This is a genomic window from Bacteroidota bacterium (assembly GCA_018266835.1).
Classification (GTDB): Bacteria; Bacteroidota; Ignavibacteria; order Tepidaquicellales; family Tepidaquicellaceae; genus JAFDZO01.
The window spans coordinates 294,449-309,279 of sequence record JAFDZP010000004.1; the positions used below are offsets into that span (position 1 = coordinate 294,449).

General features: G+C 35.6%; 13 protein-coding genes. 9 read left to right on the top strand and 4 right to left on the bottom strand.

Annotated features, from left to right (window positions below):
* Positions 1-31 precede the first annotated feature (31 nt).
* Positions 32-1,156 carry a 4Fe-4S dicluster domain-containing protein gene (locus tag JST55_12425; GenBank protein MBS1494314.1) on the bottom strand — a complete coding sequence of 375 codons (1,125 nt, stop codon included), beginning with the start codon at positions 1,154-1,156 and terminating at the stop codon, positions 32-34.
* 198 nt (positions 1,157-1,354) lie between these two features.
* Here JST55_12425 and JST55_12430 point away from each other — a divergent pair, with 198 nt between their 5' ends.
* From JST55_12430 to JST55_12455, 6 genes are all read left to right on the top strand, one after another.
* Positions 1,355-3,355 (top strand): DEAD/DEAH box helicase, encoded by a 2,001-nt coding sequence (locus tag JST55_12430; protein ID MBS1494315.1) that lies wholly within the window; start codon positions 1,355-1,357, stop codon positions 3,353-3,355.
* Between the two features lie 77 nt (positions 3,356-3,432).
* Positions 3,433-3,807: a hypothetical protein gene (locus JST55_12435; GenBank protein ID MBS1494316.1), complete on the top strand. Its 375-nt coding sequence runs from the start codon at positions 3,433-3,435 to the stop codon at positions 3,805-3,807.
* A gap of 12 nt (positions 3,808-3,819) precedes the next feature.
* Entirely contained in the window at positions 3,820-4,446 is a 627-nt protein-coding gene (locus tag JST55_12440) for a periplasmic heavy metal sensor (GenBank protein ID MBS1494317.1), read from the top strand.
* 220 nt (positions 4,447-4,666) lie between these two features.
* Positions 4,667-6,370 carry a T9SS type A sorting domain-containing protein gene (locus tag JST55_12445; protein ID MBS1494318.1) on the top strand — a complete coding sequence of 568 codons (1,704 nt, stop codon included), beginning with the start codon at positions 4,667-4,669 and terminating at the stop codon, positions 6,368-6,370.
* A gap of 85 nt (positions 6,371-6,455) precedes the next feature.
* Positions 6,456-7,376 (top strand): T9SS type A sorting domain-containing protein, encoded by a 921-nt coding sequence (locus JST55_12450; protein ID MBS1494319.1) that lies wholly within the window; start codon positions 6,456-6,458, stop codon positions 7,374-7,376.
* Positions 7,377-7,428: 52 nt separating this feature from the next.
* Positions 7,429-8,487, top strand: a complete 1,059-nt coding sequence (locus tag JST55_12455; protein MBS1494320.1) for a hypothetical protein — start codon at positions 7,429-7,431, stop codon at positions 8,485-8,487.
* Positions 8,488-8,876: 389 nt separating this feature from the next.
* Here the strand turns inward: JST55_12455 and JST55_12460 are convergent, their stop codons facing one another.
* Both JST55_12460 and JST55_12465 read right to left on the bottom strand, forming a co-directional pair.
* The gene (locus JST55_12460) at positions 8,877-9,791 is read right to left on the bottom strand and encodes a patatin-like phospholipase family protein (GenBank protein ID MBS1494321.1); all 915 of its coding nucleotides are present in this window, start codon (positions 9,789-9,791) and stop codon (positions 8,877-8,879) included.
* Positions 9,792-9,895: 104 nt separating this feature from the next.
* Positions 9,896-10,813: a patatin-like phospholipase family protein gene (locus tag JST55_12465; protein MBS1494322.1), complete on the bottom strand. Its 918-nt coding sequence runs from the start codon at positions 10,811-10,813 to the stop codon at positions 9,896-9,898.
* A gap of 219 nt (positions 10,814-11,032) precedes the next feature.
* Between JST55_12465 and JST55_12470 the strand changes: the two genes are divergently transcribed.
* The gene (locus tag JST55_12470; GenBank protein ID MBS1494323.1) at positions 11,033-11,296 is read left to right on the top strand and encodes a hypothetical protein; all 264 of its coding nucleotides are present in this window, start codon (positions 11,033-11,035) and stop codon (positions 11,294-11,296) included.
* Positions 11,297-11,372: 76 nt separating this feature from the next.
* Here JST55_12470 and JST55_12475 read toward each other — a convergent pair whose 3' ends face one another.
* Positions 11,373-12,818, bottom strand: a complete 1,446-nt coding sequence (locus JST55_12475) for a hypothetical protein (GenBank protein MBS1494324.1) — start codon at positions 12,816-12,818, stop codon at positions 11,373-11,375.
* Between the two features lie 444 nt (positions 12,819-13,262).
* Here JST55_12475 and JST55_12480 point away from each other — a divergent pair, with 444 nt between their 5' ends.
* Entirely contained in the window at positions 13,263-13,907 is a 645-nt protein-coding gene (locus JST55_12480; protein MBS1494325.1) for an SGNH/GDSL hydrolase family protein, read from the top strand.
* A complete protein-coding gene (locus JST55_12485; protein ID MBS1494326.1) occupies positions 13,904-14,830 on the top strand; it encodes a hypothetical protein in 927 nt (308 codons plus the stop codon). Before JST55_12480 ends, JST55_12485 begins: the two co-directional genes overlap by 4 nt.
* Position 14,831: the final 1 nt, after the last annotated feature.

The following is a 14,831-nucleotide window of genomic DNA, read 5'->3' on the forward strand; positions in this document are numbered from 1 at the left end:
TGTTGAGTTCCTTTATTTAATTTTTAAAAAATTAATTAACAGGATTATCTTGTATAGCTTTTACTTCTTTTGTAATATCTATTCCGACAGGACACCATGTGATACACCTTCCGCATCCTACACAGCCTGATGTTCCGAACTGGTCAATCCATGATGCAAATTTATGTGTCATCCACTGGCGGTACCGCGCCTTAGGAGATGTTCTGAAGTTACCGCCGGCAACTTTTGAAAAATCCAGACTGAAACATGAATCCCACTTTCTCCAGCGTTCAGTATGATTACCGCTGATGTCATTTACGTCTTCAACGTTGTTGCAGAAGCACGTAGGGCACACCATTGTGCAGTTGGCGCATGTAAGGCATCGTGTAGCAACGTCATTCCATTGCTGATGCTCCATGTTGTTCAGAAGTAAATCTTTTACTCCTTCAGTATTAATTGTGCGTCCCATATTTCTGGCAGTGTTATCGATCTCTGCGTCAGCTTTGAAAATCTGTTCTTCAGTTGCTGAATCATTTTCTACTTTGCTTAAAATATCTTCGCCTTTTTCAGTACCGGATTCAACAATGAAATAATGTTCGTTTGGATTTATTACTTCAGTGATTGAGAGGTCAAATCCTTTTTTTGCGCGCGGACCTGTATTCATTGAAACGCAGAAACATGTTTTTCCTGCCTGAGTGCAGTTAACGGCAACAATAAAAATTTTATCTCTCAGTGAAACGTAGTTAGGGTCTTTATACTGCCAGTTGTTAAAGACTTTATCCTGAATTTGTATTGCGTTTAGCTCGCATGAGCGGACACCTATGAATGCATACTTAGTACTATCGGTAAGAATGGTTTTGATTTCGAAAGATTTTCCGTTTTTATTTGCTTCAAATAATTCAAGCTTAGGTGGGAAGAGATATTTTTTCCAGGAGTGGGGACCGACATTGTAACCGAACAATGCTTCATCATTTCTTCTTTTTATTCTGTAGTGACCTGCTTCCTGTTCATCTGTCCATCCGATTGGCAGCTCGGAGGTATTTTCAATTTCATCGTAAATAATGGTTTTATCTCTAAGCGTGGGTGCGACGGTAATGAATCCTTCACTTTTAAGGAGTGATAAAATGCCATCAATAGCATTTCTATCAACAACCTTTATGCTATTTTTATCGTTCATATTGTTTATTACTTGCTTATATTTATTGCAGTAACAAATTTATTTTTGTAGATTACTACTGTATTTCTCGCCTGATTTCTATGTAAAATTACGGAAAATTCGGGAATTCAAAAATGATTCATATCATGTTTTCAAAATATTTTAACAATTATTAAGTGTTAATTATATTAAGTTTAAAAAGTTGAGTTAATTTATCTGATGAATATAACTACTGAAATTAAGAATTTTTTTAAAGACGGCGGACTTCTTTCTTCACAATTCGAAAATTACGAATACAGAAACGGACAGCTTGAAATGTCTATCAAAATATTAGATACTCTTGAAGAGAAGCGGCATATATTTATAGAAGCGCCGACAGGAATCGGAAAAAGCTTCGCTTATCTTATTCCTGCAATTTATTATGCAAAGGAAAATGAAAAGAAAGCGATTATTTCAACTCATACAATAAATCTGCAGGAACAGCTGATTGAAAAAGATATTCCGTTTCTTCAGAAAATCCTTCCGATAGAATTCAAAGCATCGTTATTAAAAGGACGTTCAAATTATCTATGCCCTAACAGACTTGCGAAGGCAATGTCGAACTCGTATTCGTTATTTGATGAAGAAGAGAGAAGTATAGTTGACAGAATTTATCAGTGGTATTTAACAACAACTGACGGAACGCTTTCAGATATAAATTTTAAAATTCCACCTGCAGTCTGGGCAACGGTCTGCTCTGAGATGGGAATTTGTACGGCAAAAACATGCGGTGGTGAGAACACGAAGTGTTTTTACCATAAGGCAAAAAAAGAGCTGGCGGACTCAGACATAATTATTGTAAACCATCACTTATTCTTTACACTGTATGACGGAGTAAATCCTCCCGAAGGTGAAGAAGATATCGAAGGATATTTATATCATAATGATTTTATCGTCTTCGATGAAGCACATACCGTTGAGCAGGTCGCAGCAGAGCATATCGCTCCGCATGTTACAAGAGAAATGATAAGATTTCATCTGATGCGATTATATAATCCCAATAAGAAGACGGGAATATTAACCGCGCTTCCTGCAATGCATATCTTCCCGACGATTACGAATCTTTTAGATTTAAATAATCTTTTCTTCCATAAAATACGTGCAAAACTTACTGAGCATCAGAGGGAGTATCACAAACTTACATACCGCATTTATGAAAAGCACTTTGAAGAGAATATTATGGAAGATGAATTTGAAAATCTTGTAAAGAACTTACGAATGCTTGTACCAACATGCAAAGATGAAAACCAGGCGAACGAGCTGATTGAATTTGTGAATAAATTTAATGCGTTTAAAAATACAATCAATGAATTTCTTGAGCAGAGAAATAACACCAAGGGCAAAGATTTTGTGTACTGGGTTGAGTTTGCAAATAAAAGACCTGACTCGAATATAACTTTATCGTCTTCTTCAATAGATTTATCGGAGTATTTCAGAAAAAATATTTTCAGACCGAATAACTCAACCATTTTTACAAGCGCAACTCTCACAATAAATAATAGCTTCGGTTATTTCAAAAAACGTCTGGGTGCTGAAGCTGTTGAAGAGCTAAAATTAGAATCTCCGTTTGATTATTACCGGCAGGTTAAAATTTACATTCCTAAGGAATTAAATTCTCCGGGAAATAAAATCACTCCCGAATACGAACATGACTTGCAATACTGGATTGACCACTTTATAGATATGACCGGCGGAAAAGCTTTAGTTCTTTTTACAAATTTTTCTTTGCTGAAAAAAACTTCTGAAAATATGCGTTTCGGTCTGGCGGAGAAAAGCATTAATCTATTTACTCAAGGAGACGGAACTCCACGCACGAAACTTCTTGAGCAGTTCAAGCAGGATACGCATTCTGTTTTATTTGGATTAGATAGCTTCTGGATGGGAGTAGATGTGCCGGGTGAATCGCTCAGCAATTTAATTATTACCAAGCTGCCTTTTCAGGTGCCTGACCATCCCGTTGTTGAAGCAAGAATGGAATTTATCGAGTCCAAAGGCGGAAACAGCTTTATGGAGTACTCATTGCCGGAAGCGATTTTGAAATTCAGGCAGGGATTCGGGCGGCTTATCAGAAATAAAAATGATGAGGGCATTGTGGCAATACTGGATAACAGAGTACTTACAAAGCCTTACGGAAAGTACTTTTTAAGCTCAATTGAAGAGTGTGAAGTAAATGTGATTTAATTTTATTAATTTACATCAAATTTTGTAAATAACTCACCGCAAGTTTTTCTTTTTTAATGCGTCTAAACATTTAAGCGATGGAAAACAAAAATATAAAAGACGGCAAAATCGAAGAGCAGATAAATCTGACAATGCAGAGTATAGAGGGAATGCAGCGCGCGAAGGCAAATCCTTTTCTGTACGAAAAAGTAATGTCCCGATTGAATCAGCAGCCTGTTCAGACTAATATCCCGGGATGGAATTACAACACAGGTATTAAATATGCTTTGGTGATGCTTCTTTTTATTGTGCTTAACATTGCGACCATTCTGCAGATTACCAATGAAACGAATTTAGTTAAAGTAACCCAGGATACTTCAGTTGAAAACTCTAAGAAAAAAGAAACAACCAATAAAAAGCAATCCAAAGGTTACTTTGACGATTTTATAAACAACGACAGTTACAATTTTTAATTCACTGAAACAATGGAAACAATTTCAAAGAACAAACTGCTGTTTACGATTATTTTTATTCTGATTCTGATTAACGTAGGCACGCTATCTTTTATGTGGTATGGAAGATTCAAGGGGCCGCATCCACCGCCACCGCCTCCTCCGGGAGATGAACGGCAGCAAGGACCTCCTCCTGAAGCAAAAATGTATTTGAAGGAGCAGCTAAAGCTTACTGATTCTCAGATGGAAGCGATTGATAAAATCCGCGAGACGCATATTTCCCAGATAGATAAATTAAGAGAAGAAACACACGGGCTCAAGGATAAACTTTTTTCAAATCTTTCAAATCCTGATATAGATTCAAATAAGCTGAAAGAAATAACAACACAAATAGGAAATAACGAAGCAAGGGTAGACCAGATTGCATATGATAATTTCCGTGAGGTAAGAAAACTCTGCACTGACGAACAGAAAAAGAAATTTGATGAAATAATTTTAGATGTGATGAGGATGAACGCCCCGGAAGGAAGACCGGGCGGCGATAGAAGAGGACCTCCTCCTCCTGACGGAAGACGGGGACCGCCACCTGAATACAAGCAGAGAGACGGCGACGGACATATAAATCCTCCGGGAATACCCGAACAGAAAGATAAAAAATAACTAAAAACATCAAAAGGGAGCTAAAAACTCCCTTTTTGTTTTAAATTAGCACTCACAACTCGACGAAATAATTCCGCCACAAACTGGCTGTTTGACTCAAAAATTCATTGATTTTTTCGTCTCAAATCGGTTTATTTAAACATCATTCAGGAAAAACTCCAACATTTTTCCTACAAGTTTATAGGACAAAATTTATTTTATTTAATCTAATTAACCTCTAATGAAGAAACTATTACTTCTCATAGTTTTTTTCGGTTTATCTTCTTCTATTTTCTCCCAATGGTCAACCGACCCAAACGTTAACAATTCAGTAACGACTTCAAGCGGAAATCAACAAAATGTTGCTACGTGCCCTGACGGCGCAGGTGGTTTAATTATGGCATGGGTTGACGTTCCGACAGCAAAAATTTACGCACAAAGAATTAATGCATTCGGCCAGGCTCAATGGCCCGCCGGCGGTATTAATATAAGCGGAAATACAGGTGACCATTCAATGCCATGTATTTGTTCAGATGCAGGCGGCGGAGCGATTATCGGTTGGAGAGATACCCGAAACGGAAGTCATGACGTTTATGCTCAAAGAGTAAGAGTTGACGGTTTACTTATGTGGACTGCCGGTGGAGTAAGAGTTTCTGCTGTTCCTTATCCTAACATGACTCAATTAAGATGTATGGGTGCTGAAGCAGGTTATGCAATTTTCGGATGGCTTAATTCTGCAAACGGATTATATTCACAAAAATTAGATGCAACCGGCGCAAGATTATGGAACGCAAACGATTTAAGAATTTCTTTCTTTAGTACAAATTCATTTGATATGTGCAAAGATGCAGCAAAAGGTGTTTATTTTTCTTATTCAATGCCGGATACAACTTCTGACGGATGGGAAGAAGATATTTTTGCACAGCACGTTACTTTAGGAGGTGATACTTTATGGGATATTCACTATTGCATAAATCACGATACACTTACCCAATACAGACCTTCCATGTGCGAAGACCAGGATTACGGCTTCATAGTTTCATGGGAAGATTTCAGACATGATTCACACAGCGACATCTATGTTCAGCGTGTAGATTCAGCCCGCAATAAATACTGGGGTTCACACGGAAAAGCAATATGCACAACTTCAGATAATCAGACAAGACCTTATTGTATTTCAGATGCGCACAGCGGCGCGCATATAGTATGGCTTGATGACAGAAGTCAGCCTGCAGCCGGTCATGGTTTATACGGACAAAATGTAAATCACAACGGGCAATCCCAATGGACCAATAACGGAAAAAGAATTTCATACAGAGTTGACGGCACAGTTACTGCCGACGGAAGATTTAATCCTCAGGTTGCTGCAGTAGATGCTCTTGGCGGACTTATTGCATGCTGGATTGGTTACAGCGATGACGCTCTAACAAACTACGGTTTGCTTGCGCAAAGAATAGATTATTACGGCAATACAATGTGGAGCTCAAACGGTGTGTTTGTAACTACAACTGATTTAGTAAAAGGACCGTCAATGGTATTTGACGGCGGCATGAGCGGTTGTAACATTGCTTGGGCAGACGGCAGAAGCTTCGGTTCAAGCGGTTATGATATTTATGCTCAGCATGTTAAATCAGGCTCAGACTTAGGTAACAGACCTGCGCCAAATAATAATAACGTTTCAAAAGGTTCCACGGTAAAGCAAAATTATCCTAATCCTTTCAATCCTGTAACGAATATCTCTTTTGATATTTCTTCACAAGGTTTTGTATCATTAAAAATTTATGATATGACGGGAAGAGAAGTTGCAGTACTTGCCAACGGAGTTTATTCTCCGGGACAGTATGCGGTAACATGGGACGCATCAAATTTTGCTACAGGCGCTTATCTCTATAAATTCATTACAAATGAAAAGACAGAAATAAGAACCATGATGCTTGTAAAATAAAAAGTATAAGGTTTAAAGTATAAAGAAATTATATAGAAGGGGAGCTTATAGCTCCCTTTTTTTTAGCTGCATCCCAATTTTGCCTATGAAAAAAATATTTTACATTTTTATATTTATAATTTTATCTCATAATGTATTCGCCCAGCCGAGATATATCCAGACATTCGATGCAGTTAGTCCAGGTTCTCTACCAGGAGGATGGCAGGCAATCAATAATTCGGGATTCACAATCCGCCCAAGCGCGCAATGGCAGGTAAGAGATTCGGGGCAGTATATTTCATACTTATCACCATTCACCAGTACCCGTTCACGAAGCGGTAAAAGGGCTATAAGTGTAAATTATTATTCTGCACTCATAGATTCAGTTGCTAATATGTTTGGTACTTCAGATGCATGGCTTATCTCTCCCGCGCTCAGCACTATTGCAGGTGATTCGTTAAGATTTTTTGCAACAGGTTGCTACAATAACAATCAGGATAGCTTACAGATATGGGTCTCAACAACGAACGGTTCAATATCAAGTTTTACAAGAAGGCTTGGAACTATTAAATGGCTGCCGGGAAGCCAGTATGGAAAATTTACGCGATATGCATATTCACTTAACGGTTTAACGCCGGGCACGGTTTATATCGGCTTCAGATATTTTATGGACTGCACAGGCGGCGACGGATATATGGTACAGATAGATGACTTTGCGCTGGGAATAAACGTTGGCGTAGAAAATAACACTACCGGCATACCTTCAAAATATGATTTAGGGCAGAACTATCCTAACCCATTTAATCCCAATACTACAATAAGATTTGATTTACCTGAAAAATCTTCTTATGAATTTTCAGTTTATAATATTTTAGGGATGAAAGTTTATGAAACGGGCGAAGAGAATTTATCACCGGGCTCATACAACTTAAATTTAAACATGAGTACTTTTGCCAGCGGAGTATATTTTTATACTCTCAGAGCCGGAGATTTTTTTGAAAGAAAACAAATGGTGCTTGTGAAATAAATCCTGTAATAAGAATTAATTTTTAATCAATAAATAAACCCCCAAACCCCAAATGAACAAAACAAAAACTCTGTTATTCGTTCTTCTATTCTTTCTGTTATTTTCATCGGTAAAGTTATCAGCTCAAAACAATTATTCAATTCCTGCGCAGTCACCTTTCACACATCAGGCAGGCATAGCATTTAACGTACTGTTTACAAACTGGCTTCAGGACCCCAGCATAATGTATGATGCCGATAAAAAGAACAAATGCGCTACGGATAGATTAACTGCAATCACAAAAAGATTTAAGCTTGTAAGAATTTACTCATTTCTCATCGGCGGATTTGAGAATACCGGAACGCTTGACCCGGACGCAGCAGCACTGATGAATGTAATGAAAGCCGATAAGGATGTGGAAGGAGTTATCGGTACATCAAATGATAAAGGATGGTTTTTAAATTCTGATAACGTAGATACATGGGTATCAAAATTAAAAGATGAGCTGGGTGATAATATTTCTCAGGTAAAGTGTATTCTTATAGGTAATGAAGTAAACGCTAACGGCTTCAGTCCCGATGATATAAAAACAATAATGGATAATTATAAAAGCGCTTTAGGAGATCTGAATATACCTGTTACTTTTTCAGTTACAAATTTAGCTCCGCAAGCAGGCGGAACTACTGAAGAGGCTTTAGTTGAAGTCCTTGTAAATAACTGGGATGCAAAATGGAACGGCGGATTTCCGTTTGTGTTTATTGACCCGTATCCGGATGCGCCCGGTATCGGAAATCCCGCAGGAGTATTTGACTGGCAGTCGAGAGTAACAAAATATTATCAGACAAAATATCCAAAGCTTCAGATTTTCATAGGAGAAACAGGCGCTGAAGGTTCTACAAGTGATGCTGTTGAGCTTCCTGTAATAAACGGTCTTCTATCGCAGCTGGATATTCAGTATAAAGCTCATGGAAAAACCGTGCCTACATTTTTAATGGAAGCGCTGGATGAGCCGCGCAAATCAGGCTCGCCGCCTCAGGGCAATATGGGAATATTTAAGGATAATAATGACCCGATGCAGGGCAGCACGATTTCCATCAAGAGCGGAATATCGGTACCTGACTGGATAAAATAAATTAACTGAGTTGAGTTAAGTTATAGGCGGCTTCGGAATGAAAAACTTCCGCAGCCGTTTTTTTTATGCTGCCATCAGGCTTTGTTTAAAATAAAAATCAGGTCAAGACCATTCCGAAATTCTCACCCGCTAATAGGTAAAAAAATTATTCTACGTTTGAAATTATTTTTGTGATTATTATTTTCATAGCTGCTGTTCTCATGCTTGATTTAAGAAACGAATGTTAACATATGCTTTGTTCTTTAATAAAAAATTTCTCCGGCAATACAATAAAAAACGCACTCTTTAATATAAAAAGGTGCGTCACTGATAAAACTACAATTTAGATGAAAACTTACGAAGGGGCGTAAGTTTCGCTATATGTTTTTATAATAGTTTAAAAGGCAGTTTTACTCCTTAACTTTTCTTTTGATGATAGCCTTAATTGAGTCAATATTTTCCATAGCGACGGTATATCCCGCATCGTAAACTTGTTTATCGAACGCATCGCTCAGCAGAGGGAATTGTGAAAGTTTTGGCTCCAGCAAAATATCGGCTCCCGGAACAATTGTTTCTTTTACTCTGTAAGCTGCTATCTGATAAGATCTCGCTAACACATCTATAAAGTTTTTAACTTCAGGAGTTGTGTTTAGTATGCTCATCAAATCAATTGCAATTATTACATCAGGGTTATAAGTTTTGGCAATATCTACTGCCACACCGTCAAGCACTCCTCCGTCCACTAAAATCATTCCATACATTTTCACGGGTTCAAATATCATTGGGATTGCGCAGGAAGAATTTACAGATGGAGCAAGAGGTCCGGATGAGAGTGCAATAGTTTTGCCGCTTATCAAATCAGTTGTAACAGCAACGAATGGAATTTGCGTATCTTCTATGTTTTTTACTTTAACATGGTCTGTAATATATTGCTGAAGATTTTCTCCGGTTACAAAGCCGGTAATTGAATTGAACAAAGAAGCATTAAAAATCTCTTTTGATTTTATACTCATTCCGATTTTCTTTACGGTATCGCTGTTTGGATAGCTTGCGTACATTGCGCCCACGAAGCTGCCTGCACTGGTACCGACAATTAAATCAATTGGAATATTATTTTCTTCAAGCACTTTAAGAACTCCAACGTGCGCCATTCCCAGAAATGCTCCTCCGCCCAGCACAACGGCAACTCTTGGTTTTGATTTTAATACTCTCGGGGGAGGCATAGTTTTCGGAGTATCAATCTCCATGAAAGAAGATGAACAGGAAGAAAGAATAAATGCGAACATCGAACAGTAAATGAGAAAAAGATGTTTTTGGAGTTTCATAAATTTATCAGAGATTAAGGAGTAAATTAATTTATTCTCTTGCATAAAAAAAGCCCGTTTAAATGACGGGCTTTTAAAATTTGATTTTGGAATTTTTAGAATTTCTATTTTACTTTTTCAGATATGATTCTCTTTATTTCTTCAATTTTATCTTTCGCTGCTTTATATCCTGCATCATATATTTGTTTATCGTACTGGTCACTTAATGGAGGAAACTGGTCAACCTTTGGATTTAAAACAACATCGGCCAGACTTGCGTTATGATTACCGATATTGATGGCATTTACCTGTCCGCCTCTTCTTAAAACATCGATGAAAGTTTTTATTTCGCTTGCTTTACCGGGGGGAAGAACTGACATCAGGTTAATTGCAATTACAACATCGGGGTTGTACTCTTTTGCAATATCTACTGCAACGTTATTCCATACTCCGCCGTCAACTAAAACCATTCCATACATTTTTACCGGTTCAAAAACCATAGGAATAGCGCATGAGGAATTTACGGATGGTGCAATGGGTCCCGACGAAAGAGGAATAGTTTTACCGCTAATTAAATCTGAAGTTATCGCCACAAAAGGAATTTTTAAATCTTCTATATTTTTAATTTTGATATGTTCATTTATGTACTCCTGGAGGTTTTCTCCGGTTACAAAACCAACCATTGAATTAAAAATAGATGCGTTAAAAATTTCTTCTGCTTTTACTTTAGATGCTAAAACTCTCAGCGAATCACTATTAGGATTATTTGCATACATTGCGCCTACAAAACTTCCGACGCTTGTGCCTACGATTAAATCAATGGGAATATTATTTTCTTCAAAAACTTTCAAAGCGCCAAGATGTGCCATTCCTAAAAAAGCTCCTCCGCCAAGTACCAAAGCAACACGGGGTTTTTTATCCAGCTTTCTGGGCGGCGGCATAGTTTTAGGAGAATCAATTACCATGAAGGAAGACGAGCAGGAAGAAAGGACAAATGAGAATACTAAAAAAATACTGATAATGAAATATTTAGGGGTTTTCATTTTTTGATAAATTTGGGGTTTGAAGTGCAATAAAATAACTAACTTTTTCTAAAATCTAACTGATAATTTTTATAAATATTTTTATTAATTTTTTTGAGATTTTAAACAACTTAGTAACTGATTCTCAGAAAAGTACAATTTAAAGCTAAAAACAATCAAATAGCAGTTTGTAAATTTTTGGCACGGGGTTTGAATAAGTGTAATATAGAATATAAAAAAATGAACTCACTCTCTTACATAATACTGACATCCGGAGTACAAATAATGGGGCTTATTGCCTTCTATTTTGTACATATCAACTACAGGAAGAGACAGCAATTGAAGTTCACTGCAGTTGTGAAAAGAATAATGAACGTAAGAACTAAAGAAGAATTTCAGCAGATATTTAAAAGATTTGCAAATAATGAAATTCGCACACTCTCATACGGACAGAAAAATGAGTTATTAGAACTTGCAGATATTTTGAATAACAACCTTATATAAAAATAAATTTTCCTTTCGTAAAAATAATGATAATACCGCTTTCGGGGGAGTTGAGAGCGGTGTTTTATTTTCTGTCTCAAATCATTTTTTCCATTTTATCCAATATATAGTATCTGTAGAAATATTGAGTATTCTTCTTTGCTTCTTTGTAAACTGCTATATCAAGCTTAGTATTACTCATAAGGCTTTTTATAATTTCGTTAAAGTATTTAAGCGAGTTTTCTGTTGCATCTGATTCCACCTTCACTCTTTCTTTCCCTTCACGCTCAAGCTGCTTTATTGATTTCACCATTGATGCCGCTGATTCGTACATTCCCAATTCAATGTAGTTCATCATATAATAAAATCTTACATTCACTTTTTCGACTAATTCAGAATATTTTATTTTATTGAGATGCTCAAGTGATTTTTCATATTTCTTTAGTCTCAAATTTAAAAGAGCCATGCTGTAGTTGTATTCATTAACTTTCAGGTCTTCATCAATATAATTTATATATTCTTCCAGAAAATTTTCTGCCCACTCGTATTCACCTAAGCCCATAGCATTTACAAAAGTATTCTGTAACGTTGCCGCTGAAAAATTGGGGATAGTATTGTTAGGATAAATCTTTAACTCACAAAATTTTTTGCGAAGGTCGAAAATTTCTTCAAGAGGAATTGACCTCAATCCTCCTAAATCAGTCAGCTCTTTAAAATGAATACAAATATCTTCAGCAGAAAAATTATTTATATTACTTAGCAGTAATTCTTTTACTTCAAAGTATTCTTCATCGGTAAAATTTTCTTTAACAAATTTATTTAACATGTACTGCATTTTTACTATAGTGCCAAATTTATCCTCTGTAGAGTTTATATATTTTAAAAAATTTTCAGGCTTAACCGTGTTTAAAAAGTAATTAATTATTTTATTATTTTCTTCCTCCGGTCTTACAACTTTAATAATAGATAAGTAGTATGCAAGGGATGAGTACTTATTCAGAAAATCCAGCATAAGAGCAGATGCAGCTGAATTCAAAGCATCGTTTATTCTCTTTTTATTTAGAGGACGAATATTAACAAGATTCCTGTGTATCAGTCTTTCCATTTTATAAAAGTAATGGAAATGGTCTTCATGAAATTTATCATCTCCCGTCTTTCTTTTTTTGAAATCACTTATTGTTTTGAGTGATTGCTCGTAACATCTTCTTTCCGATAATGATTTAGCAAGGTTCAGATCAATTGAATCATTCTGTTGCGCAAATTTTTCATAAGATAAAAATTTCTTCAGGATGTTACCAAAATCTGAAAAGAGATTTAATATAGATTTTTGCTTAAACTCTTTACCGGGATACAATTTCTTATGAATTGCTTCATCCTCAAGTTTTTTGCCCGTAAAATCGGGATAAGTCTTTACTATTTCAGTGTACAATTCTTTTAACTTTTCAATAGAATTGAAATATGGGGAATTGATGAAATCTCCTAAGGATTTTAACTCAGGCTTACTTAGTGTTTTTAATATTTCTACAGTGTTTTGTGGCAGCATAAATTCGGGAAAATTGTTAAAGGTTATTTAACTGATAATTCATATAATAACATCTTTGCAACGAATTTAATCAATGGGGATTTTTCAGGAAAAATAAGGATTAATCTTCCTGCACGTAATATATAGAATTTTTAATTTGCTTCAACTGAAAATCACAATAACGAATTCTTAAAAATGTTAGTTCCTGAAGTTCAAATTTCCTTGCATAGAATTAGAAAAGAAATTCTTTCAATTATTCTTGGAGAAGTCTGGTGGTGGGATTTTTATGAAAAGGAAATTCTACTTTTAAGACTGTTAACTAATTGCAACATCTCTGCATTCAAACTCTTAAAGAAAGTTTTAAAATATTCCTGTTGGTTTTCGTTTCTGATTTAACTCTGAAATTTTTTGTAACTCGTTTTAAAAAAATATTATTTGTAAAATGATTCACATTAAATTTTATTTATGCTTAAAGCAAAAAATGAAAATCAGAAAAGAATTTTATGCTATGGCGATTCGTTAACATGGGGTTACAATCCCGCTGACGGAACACGATTTGCTTATCACGAAACCTGGCCAGGAGTTATGGAAAGATCTCTGGGAGAAAGCTATAAAGTAATTGTGGAAGCGCTTACAGCCCGCACAACTTGCTGGGACTTGCCTTACGCTCCCGATAGAAACGGAAGTAAATTTTTACCGATGCTGCTGGAATCTCACGCTCCGCTTGATATGGTAATAATAATGCTCGGCATAAATGATTTAATGCATCTAAGCGGAAAAACGGCTGATGAATCTGCGTGGGGACTGCTTTCACTTATTCGTATTGCTTATACACCGTTGTTCGGAGGAACTCCTCCCAAGATATTGATAATTGCTCCTCCTGTTCCCGGTAAAATGTCTGATTTCAGTCGTGAAGGATTTGGCGTCGCGGAAGAAGAAATTAAAAAATTACCCGCTGCCCAAAAGATTGTAGCAGAGACTGCTCTGTGTGATTTTATGGATTCAAATGATTTTATAAAAGTGGATAGTGTGGACGGCTTGCATCCGATGCCTGACCAATATAAGATTTTGGGAGAAGCAGTTGCGGAGAGAGTGAGGAAGATTCTATGAAGAACACAAAATATACTAAAGAGTTTTTATCAGATTTAACTTTGAGGGAAACTCAAAAGCTTTTAAAAACAGATGAAGATTTTAAAGTTTTCTTTGCAGAATACTTAGAAAAAGAATTCCCCAACTTAGAAGAAAATATAAACAATTTTGCAAAAATTGTTAAACATGCTGTTGAGATTGTTTCAGAATCTATCAGAACATTCAATAGCAAGTTAACTGAATTAGGAAGTGAATTATATGAGGCATTTAAGCCAAATCTAGAAATAATTGATTTAAATAAATCCCTTTACAAGAAGGGTTGGGTTTTGTCACCATATTTACTTAACGAAAAAAATCAGAAGTATTTTAGCATAAAGTTTTTAAGTGAAATAGATAACACAAAGAAACTTGATAGACATTATCAAGATTTCTTAACGAAGAAAAGTTTTTATCACTTAGAAAAAATGGTGATATCATGGAATTCAAATAAGTTTTTTAAACGAAGGAGTAAATCTTTAATTGATTCAGTAAATATTTTAAGATTAGTCATTTCAAATAAACAAGAAAAGATAAATATTAGCAATTTTGTCCTTCCATTTTTAATTGCACAAATAGATGGGATTGTTTATGATTTTTTAGAAAAAAAAGGATATACTTTTGATAGAACTAGAATTCATAAAAACAATAGATCGGTAAAGAAATTTGAATGGATACAAGAGGAAGAAACTAACTTGCAATATTATTCTATAGTTGATTTTATTGAAAATGTTCTTTTTGGTGTTTCTTTTCCTAAACAGAATATAAAAAACAAAGTATTTTACAATAGAAATAAAATCATGCATGGCGAAAATTTAAAATATGGAACAATGAAAAATGTTTTAAGAACATACTTAATTCTTGATTATTTGTCTAAGGTTACGGATAAAGATAATACTACGAAATAAA

What these genes read in the sequence shown, in the direction of transcription:
- JST55_12435 (MBS1494316.1), top strand. Translation starts at nt 3,433, where the DNA reads ATGGAAAACAAAAATATAAAAGACGGCAAAATCGAAGAGCAGATAAAT.
- JST55_12455 (MBS1494320.1), top strand. Translation starts at nt 7,429, where the DNA reads ATGAACAAAACAAAAACTCTGTTATTCGTTCTTCTATTCTTTCTGTTA.
- JST55_12445 (MBS1494318.1), top strand. Translation starts at nt 4,667, where the DNA reads ATGAAGAAACTATTACTTCTCATAGTTTTTTTCGGTTTATCTTCTTCT.
- JST55_12470 (MBS1494323.1), top strand. Translation starts at nt 11,033, where the DNA reads ATGAACTCACTCTCTTACATAATACTGACATCCGGAGTACAAATAATG.
- JST55_12475 (MBS1494324.1), bottom strand. Translation starts at nt 12,818, where the DNA reads ATGCTGCCACAAAACACTGTAGAAATATTAAAAACACTAAGTAAGCCT.
- JST55_12425 (MBS1494314.1), bottom strand. Translation starts at nt 1,156, where the DNA reads ATGAACGATAAAAATAGCATAAAGGTTGTTGATAGAAATGCTATTGAT.
- JST55_12485 (MBS1494326.1), top strand. Translation starts at nt 13,904, where the DNA reads ATGAAGAACACAAAATATACTAAAGAGTTTTTATCAGATTTAACTTTG.
- JST55_12450 (MBS1494319.1), top strand. Translation starts at nt 6,456, where the DNA reads ATGAAAAAAATATTTTACATTTTTATATTTATAATTTTATCTCATAAT.
- JST55_12465 (MBS1494322.1), bottom strand. Translation starts at nt 10,813, where the DNA reads ATGAAAACCCCTAAATATTTCATTATCAGTATTTTTTTAGTATTCTCA.
- JST55_12460 (MBS1494321.1), bottom strand. Translation starts at nt 9,791, where the DNA reads ATGAAACTCCAAAAACATCTTTTTCTCATTTACTGTTCGATGTTCGCA.
- JST55_12480 (MBS1494325.1), top strand. Translation starts at nt 13,263, where the DNA reads ATGCTTAAAGCAAAAAATGAAAATCAGAAAAGAATTTTATGCTATGGC.
- JST55_12430 (MBS1494315.1), top strand. Translation starts at nt 1,355, where the DNA reads ATGAATATAACTACTGAAATTAAGAATTTTTTTAAAGACGGCGGACTT.
- JST55_12440 (MBS1494317.1), top strand. Translation starts at nt 3,820, where the DNA reads ATGGAAACAATTTCAAAGAACAAACTGCTGTTTACGATTATTTTTATT.